The organism is Streptomyces sp. UNOB3_S3, from assembly GCF_020740895.1.
Taxonomy (GTDB): Bacteria; Actinomycetota; Actinomycetes; order Streptomycetales; family Streptomycetaceae; genus Streptomyces.
Genome location: NZ_JAILXP010000098.1, coordinates 1 through 20,416 on the forward strand (window position 1 = coordinate 1; position 20,416 = coordinate 20,416).

The 20,416-nt window shown below is 74.2% G+C and carries 22 protein-coding genes, 1 tRNA gene and 2 pseudogenes; 16 read left to right on the top strand and 9 right to left on the bottom strand.

Features of this window, described 5'->3' with window-relative positions; translation table 11 throughout:
- Positions 1 to 227: 227 nt before the first annotated feature.
- Positions 228 to 743 carry a hypothetical protein gene (locus K6I33_RS13425; protein WP_229351334.1) on the top strand — a complete coding sequence of 172 codons (516 nt, stop codon included), beginning with the start codon at positions 228 to 230 and terminating at the stop codon, positions 741 to 743.
- A gap of 4 nt (positions 744 to 747) precedes the next feature.
- On the opposite strand, the gene K6I33_RS13430 is transcribed toward K6I33_RS13425, so the two are convergent.
- Both K6I33_RS13430 and K6I33_RS13435 read right to left on the bottom strand, forming a co-directional pair.
- Positions 748 to 1,737: an NAD-dependent epimerase/dehydratase family protein gene (locus K6I33_RS13430; protein WP_229351336.1), complete on the bottom strand. Its 990-nt coding sequence runs from the start codon at positions 1,735 to 1,737 to the stop codon at positions 748 to 750.
- 59 nt (positions 1,738 to 1,796) lie between these two features.
- Positions 1,797 to 2,459: a bifunctional 2-polyprenyl-6-hydroxyphenol methylase/3-demethylubiquinol 3-O-methyltransferase UbiG gene (locus K6I33_RS13435; protein ID WP_229351338.1), complete on the bottom strand. Its 663-nt coding sequence runs from the start codon at positions 2,457 to 2,459 to the stop codon at positions 1,797 to 1,799.
- A gap of 88 nt (positions 2,460 to 2,547) precedes the next feature.
- Between K6I33_RS13435 and K6I33_RS13440 the strand changes: the two genes are divergently transcribed.
- The 4 genes from K6I33_RS13440 to K6I33_RS13455 all read left to right on the top strand — a co-directional run bounded on the left by K6I33_RS13440 (position 2,548) and on the right by K6I33_RS13455 (position 6,514).
- A complete protein-coding gene (locus K6I33_RS13440) occupies positions 2,548 to 3,141 on the top strand; it encodes a helix-turn-helix domain-containing protein (protein WP_229351340.1) in 594 nt (197 codons plus the stop codon).
- Positions 3,142 to 3,228: 87 nt separating this feature from the next.
- Positions 3,229 to 5,097, top strand: a complete 1,869-nt coding sequence (locus K6I33_RS13445; protein WP_229351342.1) for a potassium transporter TrkA — start codon at positions 3,229 to 3,231, stop codon at positions 5,095 to 5,097.
- 135 nt (positions 5,098 to 5,232) lie between these two features.
- Positions 5,233 to 5,808: a TerD family protein gene (locus tag K6I33_RS13450; protein WP_229351344.1), complete on the top strand. Its 576-nt coding sequence runs from the start codon at positions 5,233 to 5,235 to the stop codon at positions 5,806 to 5,808.
- Between the two features lie 61 nt (positions 5,809 to 5,869).
- A complete protein-coding gene (locus tag K6I33_RS13455) occupies positions 5,870 to 6,514 on the top strand; it encodes a transglycosylase SLT domain-containing protein (RefSeq protein WP_229351347.1) in 645 nt (214 codons plus the stop codon).
- An 18-nt stretch (positions 6,515 to 6,532) separates the two neighbouring features.
- On the opposite strand, the gene K6I33_RS13460 is transcribed toward K6I33_RS13455, so the two are convergent.
- Complete coding sequence (locus tag K6I33_RS13460) at positions 6,533 to 7,270, bottom strand: pentapeptide repeat-containing protein (protein ID WP_229351349.1); 738 nt, start codon at positions 7,268 to 7,270, stop codon at positions 6,533 to 6,535.
- A gap of 260 nt (positions 7,271 to 7,530) precedes the next feature.
- On the opposite strand from K6I33_RS13460, the gene K6I33_RS13465 reads away from it, so the two are divergent.
- The 5 genes from K6I33_RS13465 to K6I33_RS13485 all read left to right on the top strand — a co-directional run bounded on the left by K6I33_RS13465 (position 7,531) and on the right by K6I33_RS13485 (position 12,101).
- Positions 7,531 to 7,827, top strand: a complete 297-nt coding sequence (locus K6I33_RS13465; RefSeq protein ID WP_229351351.1) for a hypothetical protein — start codon at positions 7,531 to 7,533, stop codon at positions 7,825 to 7,827.
- Positions 7,828 to 8,020: 193 nt separating this feature from the next.
- The gene (locus tag K6I33_RS13470; protein ID WP_229351353.1) at positions 8,021 to 8,821 is read left to right on the top strand and encodes a maleylpyruvate isomerase family mycothiol-dependent enzyme; all 801 of its coding nucleotides are present in this window, start codon (positions 8,021 to 8,023) and stop codon (positions 8,819 to 8,821) included.
- A gap of 151 nt (positions 8,822 to 8,972) precedes the next feature.
- Positions 8,973 to 9,887 carry an ATP nucleotide 3'-pyrophosphokinase gene (locus K6I33_RS13475; RefSeq protein WP_229351355.1) on the top strand — a complete coding sequence of 305 codons (915 nt, stop codon included), beginning with the start codon at positions 8,973 to 8,975 and terminating at the stop codon, positions 9,885 to 9,887.
- Between the two features lie 53 nt (positions 9,888 to 9,940).
- Entirely contained in the window at positions 9,941 to 11,395 is a 1,455-nt protein-coding gene (locus tag K6I33_RS13480; protein WP_229351357.1) for a histidine kinase, read from the top strand.
- A 7-nt stretch (positions 11,396 to 11,402) separates the two neighbouring features.
- Positions 11,403 to 12,101, top strand: a complete 699-nt coding sequence (locus K6I33_RS13485) for a response regulator transcription factor (RefSeq protein WP_229351359.1) — start codon at positions 11,403 to 11,405, stop codon at positions 12,099 to 12,101.
- A gap of 102 nt (positions 12,102 to 12,203) precedes the next feature.
- Here the strand turns inward: K6I33_RS13485 and K6I33_RS13490 are convergent.
- Positions 12,204 to 12,419, bottom strand: a pseudogene (locus K6I33_RS13490) (phosphatase PAP2 family protein); the annotation flags it as partial.
- Here K6I33_RS13490 and K6I33_RS13495 point away from each other — a divergent pair.
- Positions 12,328 to 12,636 carry a hypothetical protein gene (locus tag K6I33_RS13495; RefSeq protein ID WP_229351377.1) on the top strand — a complete coding sequence of 103 codons (309 nt, stop codon included), beginning with the start codon at positions 12,328 to 12,330 and terminating at the stop codon, positions 12,634 to 12,636. The pseudogene K6I33_RS13490 and the gene K6I33_RS13495 sit on opposite strands and share 92 nt — an antisense overlap.
- A 266-nt stretch (positions 12,637 to 12,902) precedes the next feature.
- On the opposite strand, the gene K6I33_RS13500 is transcribed toward K6I33_RS13495, so the two are convergent.
- Entirely contained in the window at positions 12,903 to 14,084 is a 1,182-nt protein-coding gene (locus K6I33_RS13500; RefSeq protein WP_229351361.1) for an NAD(P)/FAD-dependent oxidoreductase, read from the bottom strand.
- A gap of 129 nt (positions 14,085 to 14,213) precedes the next feature.
- On the opposite strand from K6I33_RS13500, the gene K6I33_RS13505 reads away from it, so the two are divergent.
- Positions 14,214 to 14,768 carry a TetR/AcrR family transcriptional regulator C-terminal domain-containing protein gene (locus K6I33_RS13505; protein WP_229351364.1) on the top strand — a complete coding sequence of 185 codons (555 nt, stop codon included), beginning with the start codon at positions 14,214 to 14,216 and terminating at the stop codon, positions 14,766 to 14,768.
- A 17-nt stretch (positions 14,769 to 14,785) separates the two neighbouring features.
- Here the strand turns inward: K6I33_RS13505 and K6I33_RS13510 are convergent, their stop codons facing one another.
- Positions 14,786 to 16,186, bottom strand: coding sequence for an MFS transporter (locus tag K6I33_RS13510; protein ID WP_229351376.1), 1,401 nt, complete (start codon positions 16,184 to 16,186; stop codon positions 14,786 to 14,788).
- Positions 16,187 to 16,236: 50 nt separating this feature from the next.
- Positions 16,237 to 16,893 (bottom strand): TetR/AcrR family transcriptional regulator, encoded by a 657-nt coding sequence (locus tag K6I33_RS13515; RefSeq protein ID WP_229351366.1) that lies wholly within the window; start codon positions 16,891 to 16,893, stop codon positions 16,237 to 16,239.
- 97 nt (positions 16,894 to 16,990) lie between these two features.
- Here K6I33_RS13515 and K6I33_RS13520 point away from each other — a divergent pair, with 97 nt between their 5' ends.
- On the top strand, positions 16,991 to 17,425 hold the full coding sequence (locus tag K6I33_RS13520) for an SRPBCC family protein (RefSeq protein ID WP_229351369.1): 435 nt from the start codon (positions 16,991 to 16,993) through the stop codon (positions 17,423 to 17,425).
- A gap of 32 nt (positions 17,426 to 17,457) precedes the next feature.
- On the opposite strand, the gene K6I33_RS13525 is transcribed toward K6I33_RS13520, so the two are convergent.
- Both K6I33_RS13525 and K6I33_RS13530 read right to left on the bottom strand, forming a co-directional pair.
- Positions 17,458 to 18,372 (bottom strand): hypothetical protein, encoded by a 915-nt coding sequence (locus K6I33_RS13525; protein ID WP_229351371.1) that lies wholly within the window; start codon positions 18,370 to 18,372, stop codon positions 17,458 to 17,460.
- A gap of 43 nt (positions 18,373 to 18,415) precedes the next feature.
- Positions 18,416 to 18,598 (bottom strand): CsbD family protein, encoded by a 183-nt coding sequence (locus tag K6I33_RS13530; protein WP_229351374.1) that lies wholly within the window; start codon positions 18,596 to 18,598, stop codon positions 18,416 to 18,418.
- Positions 18,599 to 18,749: 151 nt separating this feature from the next.
- Between K6I33_RS13530 and K6I33_RS13535 the strand changes: the two are divergent.
- The 3 genes and pseudogenes from K6I33_RS13535 to K6I33_RS13545 form a co-directional block, all read left to right on the top strand.
- Positions 18,750 to 19,271: pseudogene (locus tag K6I33_RS13535) on the top strand (phosphatase PAP2 family protein); the annotation flags it as partial.
- Between the two features lie 107 nt (positions 19,272 to 19,378).
- Positions 19,379 to 19,466: transfer RNA gene (locus K6I33_RS13540), tRNA-Leu, on the top strand.
- A gap of 150 nt (positions 19,467 to 19,616) precedes the next feature.
- The gene (locus K6I33_RS13545) at positions 19,617 to 20,090 is read left to right on the top strand and encodes a hypothetical protein (protein ID WP_229351375.1); all 474 of its coding nucleotides are present in this window, start codon (positions 19,617 to 19,619) and stop codon (positions 20,088 to 20,090) included.
- Positions 20,091 to 20,416 lie beyond the last annotated feature (326 nt).

The window sequence follows — 20,416 nt, forward strand, 5'->3', positions numbered from 1 at the left end:
GTACGAGGGCGGGCTTTTCCGTCACGGTCGTGGAGTATGCCCCGGTCCGGCGGGGCCATACCCAAGGGCGGGCAAACCGTGTGCGAGCCAAGTGCCCGGCGTCTATCTACCGTTCGGGTGAACCGACATGAGGGTTCGTGCAGCCGGAACGCCGAGGGCGTCCCTGTACCGTAGCGGCGGCGGATTTCCCGGGCGGACGGTCCCGGCGACGATGGAGGCGGAAGACCTTGAACGATCCCGGCCGGACCGAGGCGTACACGGCCGAGGACCGCGCGACCATGACCGGGCCCGCGTGCGCGTTCCTCGACCGGTGGCTGGCCACCATGGACACCGCGCTGGAGGAGTGGCGCCGGGCCCATCTTCCGTCCGGCTTCCCCTTCGACTTCGGCCTCGACTCCCTGGACGCGCTGGAGCCGCTGCTGCTGTCGCGCTACCCGGACCGCGCCGCCATCGACGCCGCTCCCAACGCGGACTTCACGACCGGAGCCGTGCGCTACATCGGCGAGGCGCTGCTGCGCGCCGTGCCCGCCCGGTGGGGCTACGAGGACCGGGGCGCGGAGAGCACCCACCCGTACAACCGGGTCCCGGTGGTCCGCTCCAACACCCCCGCCGCCTTCATGGAGGCCGTGGCCCCGTACCTGGCCCTGCATGTGCTGGTCCGCGACCGGGGGCGCGGGACGCTGCGGCAGTTCACCGGCCCGCTCCTCGACGCCCACGAGGCGGCGGAGCTCGCGGGCGGCTGACCCCTCACCGGCCCGGGCCGTCCTCTCGCGCCAGCAGTTCCCTCTCCTGTTCGGGGCTGAAACCGCGCCGGAGCGCCGGCAGGCCGCGGGCGCGGTCCCAGGCGAGGACGTCGGCCGCCGTCACCTCCAGCGGGGTCGCGGGCAGGCCCGCCGCGCGGGCCCGGGCCGGGCTGCGCCGCTGGCTCGGCCGGTCCGGGCGCAGGAGCGGGAAGAGCGGGGGCAGTTCGCCGGGGGCCGGTGTCACCGGCACGATCTCGACCCGGGTCCCGGCCACGCGGGCGCAGGTGCGGATGAGCCCGCCGAGCGTGGTGGGTTCGGCGGGGCCCACGGCGTGGAACGCGCCGGGGCGGTCGTCGGCGAGCAGCCGGCCGACGAGGCGGGCCAGGTCGCGCGAGTCGACGATCTGGACCGGCTGGGCGGGGTCGGTGGGCAGGGCGACACGGCCGCCGAGGGCGGCCCGCCGCACCCAGTAGGTGAAGGTGTCCGACGGGTCGTACGGGCCGGCGACCTTGCCCGGCCGGACGATCGTGGCCCGGGTGCCGTACCGGGCCAGGACGTCGTCCTCGCAGGCGACCTTGCACGGGCCGTACGTGGTGTTGTCGAGCACCTCGGTGTCGCGCACGGGCGGGCGGCGGGGGGTGTCCTCGTCGGAGTCCGGCCCCAGGCCCGTGTTGTCGTAGACCGCGTGGCTGGAGATGAACAGGTACCGGCCGACGCGGTCGCCCAGCGCGTCCATGGCCTGGCCGACGTGGCGGGGGACGAAGCCGCTGACGTCCACGACCGCGTCCCAGCGGCCGTCGCGCAGCGCGGCGTAGTCGCCGGTGTCGCGGTCGCCGATGAGCCGGGTCAGCCCGGGGAACAGGCCGGTGCCCGTCCTGCCCCGGCCGAACAGGGTCACCCGGGCGCCGGCGCGCAGGGCGTCCTCCACGATCGCGCGGCCCACGAACGACGTACCACCGAGCACGAGGATGTTCATGTCCATGGCGTTGTCCATGGCCGTCGACCCTACCCGGCGGGGTCCTGGGCGGAACCCCGCCGGGCGGGCCCGTGCGCTCATCGCACGCGGCGCCGGAGGGCGATGACGTTGTCGGTGACCGTGGCCTGCTGCCCCTCGGGGCCGGTGACCCGGCGGGCGGGGGCGTCCAGGCGCTCGGTGTGCCAGTCGTCGAGCGCGAGGCCCAGCGCGGCGAGCTCCTCCTGCGGGGTGGGGACCGCGTCCTCGTGGGGGTGCCAGGACCACGGGGGGACGGTGGCGTGGGTGACGACGAGCAGAAGGCCGCCGGGCGCGACCTTCTCCGCGACCGCGCGCAGGATCCGTTCGCGGGGCAGTTCCACGTTCGACTGGAAGAACTGGGCGGAGACCAGGTCGAAGGAGCCGTCGGGGAGGGTGCGGGCCAGGTCGTGGCGCTGGAAGTCGATCCGGTCCGCGACGCCCGCCCCGGCCGCGTGGCCCGAGGCCCGCTCCAGCGCGGTGGCGGACACGTCGGCGGCGGTCACCCGCCAGCCGTGCCGGGCCAGCCAGACCGCGTCGGCGCCCTCGCCGCAGCCCAGGTCGAGGGCCGTGCCGGCCGGCAGCGGCTCGACGACGTCGACGAGGACGGGGTTGGCCCTGCCGCTCCACACGCGGTCGCGCTCCTGGTAGCGCCGCTCCCAGTACTCGGCGACGTCGACGCCGGCGTTCTCGGCGTGGTGGCGCTGGTGCCCGCTGATGCTCATCGGGAGTCCTCCCTCTCGGTTCACCGGGAGCCTCGCCCGGACCCCGCCCGCTTGACAAAATTTCTTGCCGGATCAGCAAAATGGCGGGATGACCGACGACGACATCCCCCAGGTACTCAGCGCTGTCGGCCCCCGGCTGAGGGCGCTGCGCCACGAACGCGGGGTCACGCTGGCGCGGCTGGCCGAGACCACCGGGATCTCGCTCAGCACCCTCTCCCGGCTGGAGGCCGGGCAGCGCAAGCCGACCCTCGAACTGCTGCTGCCGCTGGCCAAGGCCTATGGCGTCCAGCTGGACGAGCTGGTCGGGGCGCCGCCCACCGGGGACCCTCGCGTCCACCCCCGCCCGTTCACCCGGAACGGGAAGACCTTCATCCCCCTGACCCGTGACCTCGGCGGCGGCCTGCGCGCCTTCAAGCACATCGTCCCGGCCGGGGAGGTGAAGGACGTACGGCCCGAGCAGAAGACCCACGAGGGGTACGAGTGGCTCTACGTGCTGTCGGGGCGGCTGTGGCTGGCGCTCGGCGAGCACGATCTCGTCCTCACCGCCGGTGAGGCCGCCGAGTTCGACACACGTGTCCCCCACGGCTTCGCCAACGCCGGGGACGAGCCGGTGGAGTTCCTCAGCCTCTTCGGCCCGCAGGGCGAGCGCATGCACGTACGGGCCCGGCCCAGTGGCGCGTGACCGCCACATGGGCCGGCACATGGACCGGGCTACCGGCGCTCTGACGGGGTAGAACCACCCCGGCGGCGGACGGCGGGAGTGGTGCGGGTGAAGTGGCGGGACCGGCTGCGGTATTGGTTCGACAGCACCATGGACCGTGGCACACCGGCCCTCATCGGCTGGCTGGCGCTGGCGTCGGTGGCGCTGATCGGCGTGACGACCGTGCTGGTGGTGACCCTCACCGACGAGGACACCGAGGCCAACGGCGGCTGGGCGGGCGTCGCGTGGATGAGCCTGCTGCGCACCCTGGACCCCGGCACCATGGGCGGGGACCACGGCGGCTGGGTGTTCCTGGCGCTGATGCTGATGGTGACCATCGGGGGCATCTTCCTGGTGAGCACCCTCATCGGTGTGCTCACCACGGGCCTGAACAACCGGATCCAGCAGTTGCGCAAGGGGCACTCGCAGATCATCGAGAGCGGCCACACCGTCGTCCTGGGCTGGTCGGAGCAGGTGTTCACGGTGGTCGAGGAGCTGGTCGAGGCCAATCAGAGCGAGCGGCGGTCCTGCGTGGCCATCCTGGCGGACCGCGACAAGGTGGACATGGAGGAGCAGATCCGGCTGCGGGTCCGTGACACCGGCCGTACACAGGTGATCTGCCGGTCCGGCAATCCGCTGAAGCAGACGGACCTGGAGCTGGTCAGCCCGGACACGGCGAAGGCCGTCATCGTGCTGCCGTCGTTCTCCCGGGACAGCGACACCAAAGTGATCAAGGTGCTGCTGGTCCTCAACAACAGGCCGTGGGCCAAGGACCGGCCGCCGCTGATCGCCGCCGTGCAGGACGCGGGCAACCTCGCCGCCGCCCGGCTCGCGGCGGGGCCGAGCGGGCTGGTGGTCGACGCGGACGACCTCGCCGTACGGCTGACCGTGCAGTCGCACCGGCAGTGCGGCCTGTCCACGGTCTGCAACGAACTGCTGAGCTTCTACGGCAACGAGATCTACATCACCCGGGAACCGGCCCTCGCCGGGGTGGCCTACGGGGACGCCCTGCACCGCTACGCCCTCGGCGTGCCCATCGGTGTGGCCCGGGCGGACGGCCGGATCCTGCTGAACCCGCCCATGGACACCCTCATCGGCGCGGAGGACGGCATCGTCCTGGTGGCCGAGGACGACGTGTTCATCCGGCTCGCGGACGAGCCGCCGCCGATCGTGGAGAAGGCGATCGCCGGGGGCACCGGGCGGCCGCCGGCCCCCGGCCGTACGCTGATGATCGGCTGGAACTCCCGGGCCACGAAGATCATCGAGCTGCTGGACGAGTTCACCCGGCCCGGCTCGGCCCTCGACGTGGCCTCCCCCGGCCGTCCGGCCGGCTTCGACGACCTCGCGCCGGAGCGCCTCGCCCTGGGGCACAAACACTGCGTGCCCACGAACAGGCGGTCGCTGGAGGCCCTCTCCCCGGGCGGCTACCAGCACATCCTCGTCCTCTCGGACGAGACCGTCGACCCCGAACAGGCCGACAACCACACACTGGTGACGCTGCTGCACCTCCGCGACATCGAGGTGGGCCTCGGCGACCCGTACTCGATCGTCTCGGAGATGAACAACGACAGCAACCGCGAGGTCGCCCAGGTCACCAAGGCCGACGACTTCATCGTCAGCAACAAGCTGATCTGCCTGCTGCTGACGCAACTGGCCGAGAACCAGCGGCTCTACCGGGTGCTGCGCATCCTGCTCGACCCGGCCGGCTCGGAGATCTACCTCAAGCCGGCGGACCACTATCTGGTGCCCGGCGCCGAGGCCACCTTCGCGACCGCCGTCGAGGCCGCCCGCAGGCGGGGCGAGACCGCGATCGGCTACCGCACCGGCCGGGACCGCGACACCGCGCCCTCGTACGGGGTGCGCCTCAACCCGTCCAGGACCGCGCCCTTGACTCTGCGCGAAGGGGACCAGATCGTCGTACTCGCGGAGGAGGGGTGACGGGGTGATGGGGGTGGCTGTCGTGACGGGCGTGACAAAATGGTTCATTGCTTGCGCAAGTCGGGAACCATAGGCTCTGGCCTGGCGTTATTGCGCAATGACAGCACGCAGTCCAGCGAACTCCGGAGGAAGAACATGGCCGTGACCCTGGCCAAGGGCGGCAACGTCTCACTGAGCAAGGAGGCCCCGGGCCTGACGGCCGTCATGGTCGGCCTGGGCTGGGACGTGCGTACCACCACGGGCGCCGACTACGACCTCGACGCCTCCGCCCTGCTGTGCGACACGGCCGGGAAGGTCCTCTCCGACCAGCACTTCGTCTTCTTCAACAACCTCCGCAGCCCCGAGGGCTCGGTGGTGCACTCCGGGGACAACCTCACCGGTGGCGGCGACGGGGACGACGAGCAGATCCAGGTCTCGCTGGGCACGGTCCCGCCCGGGGTCGCCCGCATCGTCTTCCCGGTGTCCATCTACGACGCCGACCAGCGCGGCCAGAGCTTCGGGCAGGTGCGCAACGCCTTCATCCGTGTGGTGAACCAGGCCGACGGCCGTGAACTCGCCCGCTACGACCTCACCGAGGACGCCTCCACCGAGACGGCGATGGTCTTCGGCGAGCTCTACCGGCACGGCGCCGAGTGGAAGTTCCGGGCCATCGGCCAGGGTTACGCGTCGGGGCTGGCGGGCATCGCCTCGGACTTCGGCGTCAGCGTCTGACGGACGGCAGGGCCCCGGGGCGGGAGGCCCCCCGGGGCGGGTGTGAGGAGGCGGACGGCGCATGGCATCCCTGCGACCCCTACGGCGGCTCGCCGCGACGGTCGTGGTGACCGTCGCGGCGGCCGGGTCCCTCACCGCCTGCGGCGGCGCGGACGCCCCCGCCGCGCCGCCGCCCGCCTCGGCGGGCCCCGGCGTGCCGAGCGGGTCGTCGCCGTCCGCGAACCAGGACCCCGCGCGCTTCGCACCGCAGGTCGTGAAGCGCGCGGGGCGGGCGAAGGTCGACGCCCAGCTGCTGATGGCGATCCTCTACAACGAGTCGTACAAGCCGCACGACCCGGCCCTGGAGCGCGCCTGGCAGCGGATGAAGCCCGACTCGGCGTTCGGCATCGCGAACATGCACAAGGCGGCCTTCGACGACACCAAACAGGGCCGCGACTTCGCCAACCGGTCCTGGGACGAACTGCCCGACGACCCCGACCTGGCCGTCGAGGCCGCGGCGTGGTTCCTCCACGACCTGGCCACGGGCCTGCCGCAGAAGACATCCGGCCCCTACACCCGGAACGAGCTGCTGGCCCTGGGCTACAACGCCGGCGCGGGCAACATGAGCGCGATCGCCCGGGGCACGAAGCCCGGCCCCCAGGCCCAGTCGTACCTGGACCGGCTGCGTGCCAACTGGGCGAAGGCCGGGGAGGCCGTCAAACGGTAGGGCTTCCGGCGGTGGCCGTCAGCCGACCACCCGCAGGCCGAGCGCGGCGCACACGGCGGCGGCCTGGGCCGGTGAGATCACCGTGCCGCGCAGCCGGGACACCACGGCCTCGCCGATCTCGCCGAGGTCGGCGCCGCGCAGATCGGCGCCGTCCAGCCGGGCCTCCCTCAGGTCGGCCTCGCGCAGCCGGCAGTCCTCGAAGACCGCGTCCCGCAGATCGGTGCCGTACAGGTGTGCCTCGGTCAGGTCGCAGCCGGTGAGACGGACGCCGCGCAGGGCCGTGTCGCGCAGGTCGACGAGCTGCATCGCACAGTTCCGCAGGGTCAGGGTGACGGCCAGTCCGCGCAGCGCGGACAGGTCGGCGCCGGTCATCCGGCAGCCCGTGAAGGCGGCGTCGTCCAGCATGGCGCGCGGGAAGCGGGCGTTGGCGAGGTCGGTCCGCTCGAAGACGGCGTCGCCCAGGTCGGCGGCCTCGAAGTCCGCCGAGGCGAAGGAGCCGCCCAGGAACCGGGCCCCCGTCAGCACGGCCTCCTCCAGCCGGGCCCCGACGGCGACGCAGTCGTCGAACTCGGCCTCGGTGAGGTCCGCGCCGCGCAGATCGGCCCGGCCGAGATCGCAGCGGCGCAGGACCACGGGGGCCGTGCGACGGGCGAGGACCGCGCGGAGGTCCAGGCCGGTGAGGTCGGCGTCGGCGAGCTCGTCCAGGGCGGCCAGCGCGTCGAGGGTGTCCTGAGGGGTGCGGGGGGCGGCGTTCACGCCCGTCAGCATAGGCAACCGGCGCGGGCCGGGTGCCGGGGCCGTCCCTCCCGCCCCTCGGTGCCGCCCGGGCCACGGGACTTGAGCACACCGCACCGGTGCCCGCGCCCGGTCCGTACGGATCAGCTCCCGACGCTCCGACGAGCCGTCACCCACGCGGGTGCCCCGGACGGTGTCCCGGGCGATCGTTGGTCCGTACGGCCCGGCGGGGCCGTACCGCACACGGATCTCAGGGATCTCAGGGACAGGAGCACGCCACCATGGCCATCGTCGTCACGTTCCATGTCGAGGGCACCGCGGGCCAGAAGCTCTACGACGACTGCATCACCCGTATCACCAACGGCCGGGGCTTCACCTCGCCGGCCGACCTGCCCGTACCCGGCCTGCTCGCGCACATCGCGGGCCCGGTGGAAGGGGGCTGGCGGGTCGTCGACGTCTGGGAGTCGGGCGAGGCGCTGGAGGCCTTCGCCAAGCACCTCGGGCCCATCCTGGCCGAGCTGGGGTACGCCGATCTCCAGCCCGACGTCACCCCCGCCTACAACGTCGTCCTCCGCTGACCGGAATCACGGCCGGACGGACCACGGCCGACGGGCCCGCGCCGCACTCCCCTGCGGTGCGGCGCGGGCCCGCCGCCCGTGGCGTCGCTCCCCACCCTGCCGTCCCCCGCGCCCCGGAACGTCCTTCCAGGGGCGGGTGTCCCTCCGCCGTACGGCGGAGGCGCCCCACGGCCACGGGTCGTACCGTGGCGTCATGACACCGATGGGCTTCGACCGTCTCCGCGCCGAAATCCTCACGCAGACCGACCTGTTGCGGTCGCACGTCAAGGGCGTGGACCTCAGCGTCCCCGTGCCGTCCTGCCCCGGCTGGAACCTCGGGCAACTGCTGCGCCACGTGGGCTGGGCGCACCGCTGGGCGGAGACGATCGTGCGGACGCGGTCGCCGGAGGCCGTGTCCGACGCACGGCTCAACGACGTCGCCGGGTACACCGACGAGGACATGGCCGTGGTCGGCCCGTGGCTGACCGAGGGCGCGGAGCTGCTGGCGGCCGCGCTGCGGGACGCCGGGCCCGGGGCGGCGGTGTGGACCCCGGTGCCCGGCGAGACCTCCCCGGCGTTCTGGGCCCGCAGGATGACGCACGAGACGGCCGTCCACCGCGCGGACGCGGCATCGGCCGCCGGCGTGGAGTTCACCGTCGCCGAGGACGTCGCCTTCGACGCGCTCGACGAGTGGATGTCCTTCGGCTCGGTGCCGGAGGCGTTCGCCCCGGGCCCCGGGGTGCCCGCCCTGCTGGGCCCCGGCCGTACGCTCTCCTTCCGCGCCACCGGCACCGCGCCCGGGACCCGGGCGCACTGGCGGGTCGACCTCACCGGCAACATCCCGGTCTGGAGCCGCGCCCCCGGCGACGCCACCGTCGTCGTGAGCGCCCCGCCGGCCGATCTCGTGCTGTTCGTCTACGGCCGCCCGGCGGCGGGCGGCGGCCCGGAGGTCACCGGGGACGCGGCACTGCTGGAGCTGTGGCGGGAGCGGACGGGGTTCTGGCTCCAGGAGTGACCACGAGTGACCGGGCCGTCGGCGCGGGGATTTCGCCACGGCACCGATCGGATCACGTCGAAAGACGGGACACAGCGTGGTGTCGTATTACCGGTGAGCATGTCCTGCGGTTGGGTACGCGTACTCACCAGGAAAGGGACGCGACACTTCCATGACCCTCCACCGCACCGCTCTCCGGGCCGTCTCCTCGGCCGCGCTGGTCACGGCGCTCGGCCTCGTCCCGGCTCACACGGCCTCGGCGGCTCCGGCCGGGGACCGGCAGTCCCCGGCCGGGCTGTCGGCCGGTCTCCTGCCCGGCGCCCACGGCGACACCTCAGGCAAGGCCCTCAAGGGCGGCCCCGGCGACGGCGGGTGGCACGGCGACGGGCTGGAGCTCAACGCCGCCGACAACAAGAAGGTCGACGCCTTCCTCCTCCGCGCCCGCCGCGCGGAGCGGACCGTCAGCCCGCAGGTCAGGGCGGCGGCCGTGATCAGCCATGCCCAAGTGATCGGCTTCGACCACCGGCTGAAGTCCCCCGACTCGCTGAAGCGCAAGGTCGCCACCTCCATGAAGGAGACCCCCGGCCGGACCGTGGACCAGGCGCTGGCGGGCATCGGCGACTCCGTCCGCTACACCCTCCAGTGGCCCGACGGGCGGTACGCCTCGGGCGTCGCCCTCGCCTCGTCGGTCCTGGCCGGATGGGGCGACGACAGCGTGAAGTGGTCCAACACCTGGGGCCGCGCGAAGGGCTACAAGGGCGTCAATTCCGCGTGGAGGGAACCGCGCTCGGGACACGTCTTCGAGGTGCAGTTCCACACCCCGGAGAGCAAGCGGGCGCAGGAGGACACCCACAAGCTCTACGAGGAGCAGCGGCTGCCCACGACCACGCCCGAGCGCCGGAAGGAGCTCCAGGAGCGGCAGGACGCGATCTTCTCCGCCGTGCCCGTCCCCGCCGGGGCGCCTGAGCTCACCGCGCCCGCGCCACGCCGCCACCCCGCCCACGCGGCACATTCCGCTCACGCGGCTCGCCCTGCTCACGCCGCTCACCCCGCTCGTCCCGCTCACGCCGCTCGCCCGGCCGTCTGAGGCGGAAGCGCGATCATTTCCGTCGGCCTCCCGGCGTTCCCTACCGTGGCCGGGTGAACGGAACGAGAACGACCGAGACGACGGCGGCGGCGACCGGCGCGCCGGGGCGTCGCCGTGACCCGGGGGCCGTGCTGGCGCCGGTCGCCGTGGCGGCGTCCGGGCTGGGGGCGACGAGCCTGTGGTGGGCCCTGCCCGCCATGGCCGCCGCCTTTCTGGCGGGGCGGCTGTCGGGGCGGACCCGGCCGCTGGTGGTGGCGCTGACCGTGCTGGTGACGGCGGCGTCGATCGCGGTGGTGGCCGTGCCGGGGCTGCTGGTGCTCGGCAGCCGGTTCGTGGTCGTGGTGGTCGGGGCCGCGCTGCTGCCGTGGTTCGCGGGCCGGGTGTGGCGGCAGTACCAGGAGCTGACCCGCCTGGGCTGGGACCGCGCCGGGCGGCTGGAGCGCGAGCAGCGGCTGGTGGCGGAGCAGGCGCGGCTGCGCGAACGGGCCCGCATCGCCCAGGACATGCACGACGCCCTCGGGCACGACCTGAGCCTGATCGCGCTGTCGGCGGGGGCGCTGAAGCTCGCGCCGGGCCTGGCGGAGGAGCACCGGGCGGCGGCCGAGGACGTACGGGCCCGGGCGGCGGGCGCGGTCGAGCGGCTCGGGCAGGTGATCGGCATCCTGCGCGAGGAGGCGGACGGCGCGCCCACGGAGCCCGCGGACTTCGCCGTCGCGCGGCTGGTGGAGGACGCGGCGGCCTCGGGGCTGCCGGCCGTCCTGCGCACCGAGGGCGAGGAGTACGAGATGCCGCCGGCGGTGGAGCGGGCCGCGCACCGGGTCGTCCAGGAGGCGCTGACGAACGTCGCCAAGCACGCCCCGGGCGCGACGGCCACCGTGCGGCTGTCCCGGACGGCCACGGAGGTCGTGGTCTCGGTGGAGAACGCTCCCCCGCCCGCGCCCGTGGCCCCGCCCCTGCCCGGTGGGGGCCTGGGGCTGATCGGCCTGGACGAGCGGGTGCGGCTGGCGGGCGGCTCGTTCGACTGCGGCCCGCGCGGGGGCGGTTTCGCGGTGACGGCCCGGCTGCCGCGCACGCCGTCCGCCCGGCCCGCGTCCCCGGCGCCCGCCGCGCCGGGCGGTGGGCGGCCTGGCGCGCTGCCGCCGGAGCACCGGCGGGCCCGGCGGCGGGCAGGCCGTGCCCTGGCCGCGGCGGTCGCGGTGCCGCTGCTGGCCACGGTGGTCCTCACGGGTGCCCTGACGGCGTGGGGCTCGCTGACGCTGTCCCACACCGTCCTCGCCCCCGCCGACTACACCGCGTTGCGCCTGGGGCAGAATCGCTCGGAGGTGGCGCGTGTGCTGCCCGACCGTCAGTTGCCGTACCGGCCGCGGGCGTACGAACCGAAGGGGCCGGGGATCAGGTGCGAGTACTACGCGGTGACGGCCGCCCGGTTCGTCTCCAGCTCCGGGGACGCGTACCAGCTCTGTTTCCAGGACGGCCGGCTGATCGGCCGTACCGTCTTCGGAGGGTGAGCGGCCGGTGATCCGGGTACTGATCGCCGACGACGAGCCGATGGTCCGCGCGGGCGTCCGGGCGGTGCTGTCCACCGACCCGGGGCTCACCGTCGTCGCGGAGGCGGGCGACGGCGCCGAGGCGGTGGAGCTGGTCCGCCGGCACCGTCCCGACGTGGCCGTCCTCGACATCCGCATGCCGCGCGTGGGCGGCATCGAGGCGCTGGCGTCGCTCCGGGGCGCCGCGCCGGAGACGGGGGTCGTGATGCTCACGACGTTCGGCGAGGACGACTACATCCTCCAGGCGCTCGCGGGCGGCGCCGCCGGTTTCCTCGTCAAGTCGGGCGCGCCCGAGGAGCTCATCGCGGGTGTCCGCGCGGTGGCCGGCGGCGCCGCGTATCTGTCACCGAAGGTCGCCGCCCGGGTGGTGGCCCATCTCGCCGCGACCGGCGCCGGGTCCGCCGCCGGCCGGCGCGCCGCCGCCCGGGAGCGGGTCGCGGCCCTCACCGCCCGCGAGCGGGACGTGCTGGCCCATGTGGCCGCCGGGCTGTCCAACGGGCAGATCGCGCGGCGTCTGCACGTGGTGGAAGGCACCGTCAAAGCGCACGTCAGCTCCATACTGGCCCGGCTGGGCGTCGACAACCGGGCCGCGGCCGCCGTCATGGCCCACGAAGCGGGTGTGACGCCCCCGGATCTCCTGGGCGCCCCGTTCCGGTCCGAACCGTGACGTCAGCCGGGCCACCGGCCCGACAGTGACCGGCAGCAGCGCGAGGAACAGGACGAGCGCCGCCGACGCGCCGAGCACGGAGCCGGCCAGCACGTCGTGGGGGTAGTGCACGCCCACGGCGACCCGCAGCAGCGCGCCGGCCGCGCCCAGCGGCAGCGTCACGGCGGCGAGCCGCGGCCGCGCCAGGGCCACGCCGACGGCGATCGCGACGGCGAGGGTGGAGTGGTTGCTGGGGAAGGACCAGTCCCCCACCCCGGGGCACGGGGCGACCGCCGTGACACCGCTCAGCGCCCGGCAGGGCCGCTCCTCGTCCACCATCGTCTTCAGGATCTCGCTGATCCCGTACGCCACGACGGTGGCGACACCGGCCAGCACCACCGCGGCGACCGTCCGCGCGTCCCCGCGGCGCAGCCCGCGCCATCCGGTCCACACGAGCAGCAGCCCGAGCACCACCAGCGTTCCCTCGGTGGCCAGGCCGAGCGCCGTCCCCACCCAGCCCGGCGCGTCCGCCGCCGTTCCGGCGAGCGACCGGTAGAGCGAGACGGAGGCCCCGCTCGTGACCTCGACGGCCCCACTAGCCCTGGGCGTTCCGCCCGGCGTCAGCCACCACAGCAGCCCGGTGGCCGCGACCGCGACCCCCACGGCGGCCGCCGGCCGGCGCCCCGGTCGGCGCACCGGCCGGCTCTCCAGTCGGCCGAGGCTCGTTGACGTTCGTTCCCTGTGCTGTTCCATGGTCCCGAACCTATGGATCCCGGACCCGTGCCACCCCTGCCGAACGGCATCGCCGACCCCTGACGATCGTCAGGGTTGCGATGGCGCCGAGGCGTGGGGTACGCCCCCCGTGGCCGTCCCGTCCGCCGGCTGGAGGAAAGGGACCATGGCGGCCAGGCTGTGCTCCACCGCCTCGGCTCCGTAGCGGAGCATCCGGCGCTCGTACGCGTCGACGGCGTCGGGCAGGGTGCGGCGGCCCGCGTGGGCGTCGAGGAGCAGGCTCCGCAGCAGATCGGCGTCCCGCAGTGCCGTGTTGGCGCCGTTGCCACCGCTGGGCGACGTGGCGTGGACGGCGTCCCCGAGGAGGGTCACCGGGCCCAGGGGCCATCTCGGGCCGGGCCGTACCACCCGGATCGGGAGCAGGACGCTGTTGTCGGGGTCGGCGGCCTCGACGACGGCCCGCACCTCGGGGTGCCAGCCCTCCGTCCGGGCCAGTACGGCCTGTTGCGCCCCGTCGCGGCCGAGGGCGGCCCCCGGCGCCTGCCCGGGCGGCAGCAGCATGGCCCAGCGGAGGTAGTCGGCGGTGGCGGGCAGCGGGAGCCCGGGCGCCAGTTCGGCCGCCGCCTCGTGCGGCGGCCGGCGGAAGCGCATCAGGCCGAGCAGCATGCTCACGTCCTGGGCGACGACGCGGGTGCCGAAGCCGGGAACCAGAGCGGCGAAGCGGTCGGTGAGGGGCGTACGGCCGATGACGAACCGGACGCCGGTGTCGTCGGGCCGGACGGCCGGCGCCAGCCGGGCCCGTACGGCGGAGTTGATCCCGTCGGCGCCGACCAGCAGATCGGCCGTGTCGGTGGTCCCGTCCGCGAAACGGGCCTCCACCCGGCCGTCGGAACGCACGTGGTAGTCCGTCAGCTCCTTGCCGAATCTCAGCGCGTCGTCGAGCCCCGCGAGCAGGATGTGGCGCAGGACGTGCCGGTCGGCGGCGGTGGCCCGCTTCCCCGGGTGCTCGCCCAGCGGACGCAGCAGCGGATCGACGGTCCGCGCGGGCCCCGTGAGGTCGCCCAGGGTCGCCTCCACCAAGGGGTGGAGATCGCCGGGCAGACAGCCGCGCAGCGCGGCGAGCCCCGGTTCGGCGAGCCCGATCCGGAAGCCCTGGAAGCGGGCCGTGACGCCCGGGTCCCTTTCGTGGACCGCCACGTCGATACCCGCCTGCCGGAGCCCCTGTGCCAGGCACAGCCCTCCCAGCCCGGCGCCGATCACGATGACACGCATGTCTCCCCCTAGTGAGCACCGCTTATTGAGCACTGTTCAATTGAACAGTGCTCAAGTTACTTGGTCGGTGTTCAGGTCGGCAAGGGGCCCGGGCATCATGGGACGACGAAGGAACACGGGAGGTTCGCGATGCCGCTGGACAGGTCCATCGTGCTGAAGGCCGCGCTGGAACAGCTCGACGAGGTGGGACTGGACGAGTTCTCCACCCGCAAACTGGCGGCCGCGCTGGGCGTCCGGGTCGGCGCCCTCTACTGGCACTACCCCAGCAAGCAGGCCCTGCTGGACGCGATCGCCGAACACATCGCCGCCGACGCGACGGCCGTACCGCTGCCCGACGGGGACTGGGCGGAGCGGCTGTCCGCGATCGCCCGGGCGCACCGCGACGCCATGCTCACGCACGCCGACGGGGCACGGGTCATCGCCTGCATGAGCGCGCCGGGCCCCATGGCGCTCGCCTTCTTCGAGCGCCTCGTCACCGTGCTCCGGGACGAGGGGCTGGACGACGGGACCGCCGCCTCCGCCGGTGACGTCCTGACCAGCTACGTCAACGGGTTCACCGTCGAGGAGCAGGCCCGCGGGCTCCGGCGGCGGAGCAGGGCCGAGCGCGACCGGCTCTTCGGCTTCGGCGTCTCCGTGGTGATCGACGGGCTGCGCCCCCTGGTCGCCCGGCACGCCGTGGGCTGAGCCGAACGGACCCCGGATCAGTCCGCGGTACGCCGACCGACCGGACGGGCGTCGTCCTGTACGGGCGTCCCCCGTACAGGAGTCGACTCCCCGGGAGTCGCCTTCCCGGGCGTCCCGCCGCGCGGCAGCAGGGCCGCCGGGAGCAGGCCGAGCGCGGCGACCCCGGCCAGGACCAGCAGGGCCGGGCCCATCCGTGGGGCCGCGTCGGCGCCCGCCCGCGGATCGAGGAGCATCATGCCCGCGGCGACGGCGATGCCGAAGGCCGGGCCGACGTTCATCGCGGTCTGCTTGAGGCCGCCGACCACCCCCGCGTAGCCGGGCGGGGCGTCGCCGACGACCGTCCCGGTGGCGGTGACCATCACGGTGGCGAACCCCGCGCCGAGCACCGCGAAGGCGGCCCCGGCGACCGTCCACGGGCTGCCCGCGTCGAGCCGGGAGAGCCCGGCGACGCCGAGGACGACGAGGAGCGACCCGGCGATGGCCGTACGGCGCGGGCCGTGGCGGCGCAGGGCCGCACCCGCGACGGGCGCGCCGAGGACCATCAGCGCGGTCAGCGGCAGCACGCGCAGACCGCAGTCGAACGGGCCGAACCCGAGGACGTTCTGGAGGAAGAACGTCGCCACGAACAACGCGCCGAGCATGCCCGCCGTGGTGAGCAGCAACAGCGTCATCGAGGCCGCCACCGGTACGGACCGGGCCACGGCGCGCGGCACGATCGGCTGTGGCGCGCGGCGTTCGTGGGCGACGAACGCCGTCGCGAGGCCCGTGACGGCCGCGAGGCCGAGGAGTGTCGGCGGGGCGGTCCAGCCGTGTCGCGGTACGCCGACGAGGGTGTGCACCAGGACCGCGAGAGCCGTCGTCAGCAGGGCGGCGCCGAGGAGGTCGAGCCGCCGGGAGGCGTCGCGGGGCGGCGCGGGGGCGCGGACGGCGAAGGTGACCGCGGCGCTCGCGAGGGCGACCGGCACGTTGATGACGAACACCGCGCGCCAGCCCAGCGGGCCGACGAGGGCACCCCCGAGCACGGGTCCGACCGCGGCCGCCACCCCGATGGCGCTCGTGCGGAGGGCGACGGCGCGACCGAGCCGCTCCTCCGGGTACGCGGATCTCAGCAGGGCGAGGGTCGCAGGCTGGAGGAGCGCCCCGAACACGCCCTGGACGGCGCGCAGTCCGATCACCCAGCCGATGCCGGGCGCGAGCGCGATGCCCGCCGAGGCGGCCGCGAAGCCGAGCAGTCCGAGACGGAGCATCAACGGGTGCCCGTACCGGTCGCCGAGGCGGCCGGCGACGACGAGGAGCGCGGCGACGGCGAGCAGATAGCTCGTGCTCGTCCACTGGACCTGGGCGACGCCGGCGCCGAAGTCCCGTTGCAGGCTGGGCTGCGCCACGCTCAGTACCGTGCCGTCCAGCGCGACGATCATCGCGCCGGCCACGCTGACGAGGAGGACGAGGCGGGCGCGTGCGGCCCCGGTCACGGCTTCACCGGGCCGAGGTGGGCGTCGAGGACGGCCGTGACGAGCGCGTCGAGGGGGGCGGGGAGGCGGCGGCCGGAACCGGCGTCCCCCGCCGTGTCCCCCGCCGCATGGGTGCCGAGGACGAGGGGCAGGCTCTCGGAGACCCAGAGCTGGGCGACGCCGTGGAGGTTGGCCCACAGGGCGGCGGCCGCGACGTCCGGCGGCGTGCCCTCGTCCGCGCGGCAGTGGGCGACGAGCCCGGCGAAGAGGCCGAACATGGGGAGCGTCGACTCCCGCAGCCGGGCCCCGCCCCCGCCCGGCGCGTTCTTCTCGCTGTCCAGCAGGTCGTGCCGGAACATCAGCTCGAACATGCCGCGGCACTCCAGCGCGTACCCGACGTACGTCCGCGCCAGCGCGTCCAGCCGGGCGCGGGGCGTCGTGGCCTCCTCCGTCGTGGCGGCGACGCGGGCTCCGAGGTCCGCGAAGCCACGGCGGGCGATCGCGGAGAGGAGGGAGTGGTGCGTGGGGAAGTACCGGCGCGGGGCCCCGTGCGACACACCGGCGCGGCGGGCGATCTCGCGCAGGCCCAGCGCGGCGGTGCCCTCGGTCATCACGAGCTCCACCCCGGCGTCGATCAGCCGTTCGCGGAGGGAGGTATCGGGTTCCTGTGACATAGACACTGTCTACCACCAATGCGTAGACAATGTCTACGCAGGGCCGGAAGGGGCACGCGGGCGGCATCGCCCGCCGAGATGTGACATACATTCAGTGATGAGATCCATTCAGATCAGGCACCACTCCCGGCTGCCGGTCGGCGAGGCGTGGCGGCGGCTCACCGACTGGGAGCGGCACGGGGCGTACGTGCCGTTCACCCGCGTCGTGGTGACGACGCCGCCGCCGACGGGCGTGGGGACGCGGTTCACGGCCCGTACCGGTGTGGGCCGGGTGGCGTTCGAGGACGTCATGGAGGTCGTCCGCTGGCAGCCGCCGGCCGGGAGCCGCCCGGGCCACTGCCGGCTGGAGAAGCGCGGTTCCGTCATGACCGGCTGGGCCGAGCTGGAGGTGGGCCCGTCCGGGGCGGGCTCCTGGGTCGTCTGGCGCGAGGTCCTCCATATCGCGGGCCTGCCGGCGGCGTTCGACTCGGTGACGGCCCTGTGCGGCCACCGGCTCTTCGGCCGGGTGGTGCGGCGGCTGATGGAGGAGTGACGCGCCGGGGCCCGTGCCGGGCCCGTTCTCGCTCAGCGCAGGCGATCGACCTCGACATCTGCGGCCTCCGCCGCCTCCCGGGCCGCGCGCCAGGCGCGTTCCGCCTCGCGGAGCCGGTCGCGAACCTCCCCCACCGTCTCCTCGGCGGCGCTCCGGCGGGCCCGGGCGGCGTCCAGCTCGGCGGTGAGCTCCGTGAGGCGCTGCCCGGCCGTGCGCTCGTCCCGTTCCGCCCGGTCGGCCGCCTCCCGGACCCGGGCCAGTTCCGTCTCGCAGGCGCGGACGTCGGCCGCAGCCCGCTCGGCCCGGCGGCGGGCGAGGCCGAGCTCGTCGCGCCGCCGCTCCCGCACGCGCCGCTCGCGCGCCTCGGCGAGGTCGGCGACCTCGGCCCCCTCCCCTGCCTCCGCCCCCGCTTCCCGGCCGGGCGGGGCCGGGGACGGCGGGGCCGCCAGCCGGTCCGCCGGGCCGGGGAGCAGCCCGGGGAAGCCGGGCGCCCCGGCCAGGGGACGGGACAGCCGCCCGGTGACCCACTCCTCCGCCGCTCCGGGGTCCGCGAGGACGGCGTACAGGGTCTCCTCGACCTCGCGCGCCACGGCGTCACCGACCCGGTGCCCCGCGTCCTCCGCGAGCCGGCGGGCCTCCCGCGACAGAGAGGCGACCAGGACCCGCTGCCGGCGGCCGAGCTCGCGCAACTCCCCGCCGTCCAGCGTCCGGTGGGCCTCGCGCAGCCCCTCACCGAGGCGGATGAGCGCACGGGCCTCGTCCGGCCGGTTCCGTACGAGGAGGTTGCACACCCAGGCCGCCAGCGTGGGGCGGCGCAGGGCCTTCAGACGACGGGCCAGCTCACGGTCGCCGTCGCGGACGGCCCGGGCGGCGAGCCGGTCGCGGGCGGCGGTGAACTCCTCCGGCCGCAGCAGGAAGAGCTCGTCGGCGACGCTGTCGGCGTCCATGGCCGGCCGTGTACGGAACGCCTCGCGCGCGGGCGGGCGGCGGCTACTTGTGCTTCTTCCTGAAGCTCTGCCGCGTCTTCTCCATCACGTCGAGCAGGTCGCCCTTGGCCCGCTCGTAGCGCCCCTGGGCCTCCATGCGCCGGTCGCCGGTCATCCGGCCGGCGGTCTCCTTGATCAGGCCCTTCGTCTGCTCGGCCTTCGCCCTGACCTTGTCCTTGGCGCTCATCCGGAGCCCGCCTTTCGGAAGCGAGGTGCTGCGGTCGTCCCCTCCGTGCACGAGTCTCCGGGGACACCGCCCCGGGCGCATGCCCCGTACGGCATACGGCTGAACCGGGCCCGTGCGGGGTGCATCCGGCCGGATCGGGTACCCGCCCCGCATGCGGAACACGGTGAGCGCGTGGGACCGGGCCCTGTTCCAGCGTGTCGCGGCCCACCACTGGCCGGCGGGCGACCGGGTGCTGCCGAGGCTGTCGCGCGGCGCCGACCACGGGATGCTGTGGTTCGGCGTGGCAGCGGGCGCGGCACTACTGGGCGGCCGGCCCGCCCGGCGCGCCGCACTGCGGGGCGTGATGTCGCTGGCGGTCGCCTCGGCGACGGTGAACACACTCGGCAAACGCACGGTACGGCGCGGCCGGCCACTCCTGGACGCGGTCCCCGTGGTCCGCCGACTGTCCCGGCAGCCGTTCACCACATCCTTCCCCTCGGGCCACGCCGCCTCGGCCGCCGCCTTCACCACGGGCATGGCCCTGGAAAACCCCGCCTGGGGCCTGGCCCTCGCGCCGCTCGCCTGGTCGGTGTGCTTCTCCCGCGTCTACACCGGCGTGCACTACCCCGGCGACGTCCTGGCCGGCGCCCTCCTCGGCGCAACCGCCGCCTTCGCGGTGCGCGGCCTCCTGCCGGACCACGACGTGGACGGGGCGTGAACCGGGTGTGAAAAGGCACCCCGAAACCTTGGTATTCTTTTCCACGTCGCCGCAGGGAATACCCGACGGAGACACAACACCTGGTCCGGGTGGCGGAATGGCAGACGCGCTAGCTTGAGGTGCTAGTGCCCTTTATCGGGCGTGGGGGTTCAAGTCCCCCCTCGGACACCAGTAGCATCAGACAACACCCCCGCTCAGCGGGGGTTTTCTGTTTCCCCGGACTGGATCAGCCCTCGGCGTGACCACCGGAGCCCCCCCCCGCGAGGCCGGTCCGGGCTCGACGCCGCAGCCCTTTTCCGCGAACGGTATGGGTCCGGAACCTTGGCCAGTCACTCCAATTCGGACTGCCCGATAGAGCTCTACCGTTCAGCCCCTTCTCCAGCGCAGATTTTCGAACCATCCCACGTTGACCTCGTACCGACTCGAACAAGGGGGTGTTCTGATGCCGTCTCGTCGCGGCCCGGCCCCGAACCCGAACGCCAGACGCCGGAACACCAGTCACGCCTGGGTGAGCACGAGCTGACGCCCGCAGCCGGCGAGGGCCGCACCCTCCAGAAATCCCTGGGCATCCAGACCGGTGGCGCCAAGCGCTTCTGGAGCACCTGGTCCAGCGCCCCGCAGACACAGCATTGGCTTGAGACGGACTGGGCCGAGCTGGAGATCACCACACGCCTCGTCGACGAGTTCCACCAGGGCAACGTCCGCCTGGCCGGAGAGATCCGCCAACGGGTCGGCCGATGGGGCGCGAGGACGGACATGGACGCGGAGCTCTTCCGGATGCTCTCCGAATCCTAGAAAGGGCCCGTCATGACGACTTGGACGGTTGCCGGTACGCGGTGCGCTGTATCGGGCGAAGCCGACGCCCTCGCCGCCTTCCCGGCCGGCCACGCCTCTGATCTCCTCGGCAGCACCAGCGAGACCACCGGATGGGTGCGCGTGGTTGAAGCCCTGACCCAAGCGAGGCCGCCATCGTTGCCGAGTTCCAAGCCGAGGCCTTACAACAGCTAACAGAATGAGATCTGTTGACGCTGGTTGCCGTGTCTGACGGGCGGGTTGAGCGTTGTCCGGCTCGTGGGGGCATCGCCGTGGATCGTGTCGGATGAGTTGTGGGAGCGGATCGG

What these genes read in the sequence shown, in the direction of transcription:
- K6I33_RS13430 (WP_229351336.1), bottom strand. Translation starts at nt 1,737, where the DNA reads ATGGACAACGCCATGGACATGAACATCCTCGTGCTCGGTGGTACGTCG.
- K6I33_RS13435 (WP_229351338.1), bottom strand. Translation starts at nt 2,459, where the DNA reads ATGAGCATCAGCGGGCACCAGCGCCACCACGCCGAGAACGCCGGCGTC.
- K6I33_RS13440 (WP_229351340.1), top strand. Translation starts at nt 2,548, where the DNA reads ATGACCGACGACGACATCCCCCAGGTACTCAGCGCTGTCGGCCCCCGG.
- K6I33_RS13450 (WP_229351344.1), top strand. Translation starts at nt 5,233, where the DNA reads ATGGCCGTGACCCTGGCCAAGGGCGGCAACGTCTCACTGAGCAAGGAG.
- K6I33_RS13455 (WP_229351347.1), top strand. Translation starts at nt 5,870, where the DNA reads ATGGCATCCCTGCGACCCCTACGGCGGCTCGCCGCGACGGTCGTGGTG.
- K6I33_RS13465 (WP_229351351.1), top strand. Translation starts at nt 7,531, where the DNA reads ATGGCCATCGTCGTCACGTTCCATGTCGAGGGCACCGCGGGCCAGAAG.
- K6I33_RS13470 (WP_229351353.1), top strand. Translation starts at nt 8,021, where the DNA reads ATGACACCGATGGGCTTCGACCGTCTCCGCGCCGAAATCCTCACGCAG.
- K6I33_RS13475 (WP_229351355.1), top strand. Translation starts at nt 8,973, where the DNA reads ATGACCCTCCACCGCACCGCTCTCCGGGCCGTCTCCTCGGCCGCGCTG.
- K6I33_RS13500 (WP_229351361.1), bottom strand. Translation starts at nt 14,084, where the DNA reads ATGCGTGTCATCGTGATCGGCGCCGGGCTGGGAGGGCTGTGCCTGGCA.
- K6I33_RS13505 (WP_229351364.1), top strand. Translation starts at nt 14,214, where the DNA reads ATGCCGCTGGACAGGTCCATCGTGCTGAAGGCCGCGCTGGAACAGCTC.
- K6I33_RS13510 (WP_229351376.1), bottom strand. Translation starts at nt 16,186, where the DNA reads ATGATCGTCGCGCTGGACGGCACGGTACTGAGCGTGGCGCAGCCCAGC.
- K6I33_RS13515 (WP_229351366.1), bottom strand. Translation starts at nt 16,893, where the DNA reads ATGTCACAGGAACCCGATACCTCCCTCCGCGAACGGCTGATCGACGCC.
- K6I33_RS13520 (WP_229351369.1), top strand. Translation starts at nt 16,991, where the DNA reads ATGAGATCCATTCAGATCAGGCACCACTCCCGGCTGCCGGTCGGCGAG.
- K6I33_RS13525 (WP_229351371.1), bottom strand. Translation starts at nt 18,372, where the DNA reads ATGGACGCCGACAGCGTCGCCGACGAGCTCTTCCTGCTGCGGCCGGAG.
- K6I33_RS13530 (WP_229351374.1), bottom strand. Translation starts at nt 18,598, where the DNA reads ATGAGCGCCAAGGACAAGGTCAGGGCGAAGGCCGAGCAGACGAAGGGC.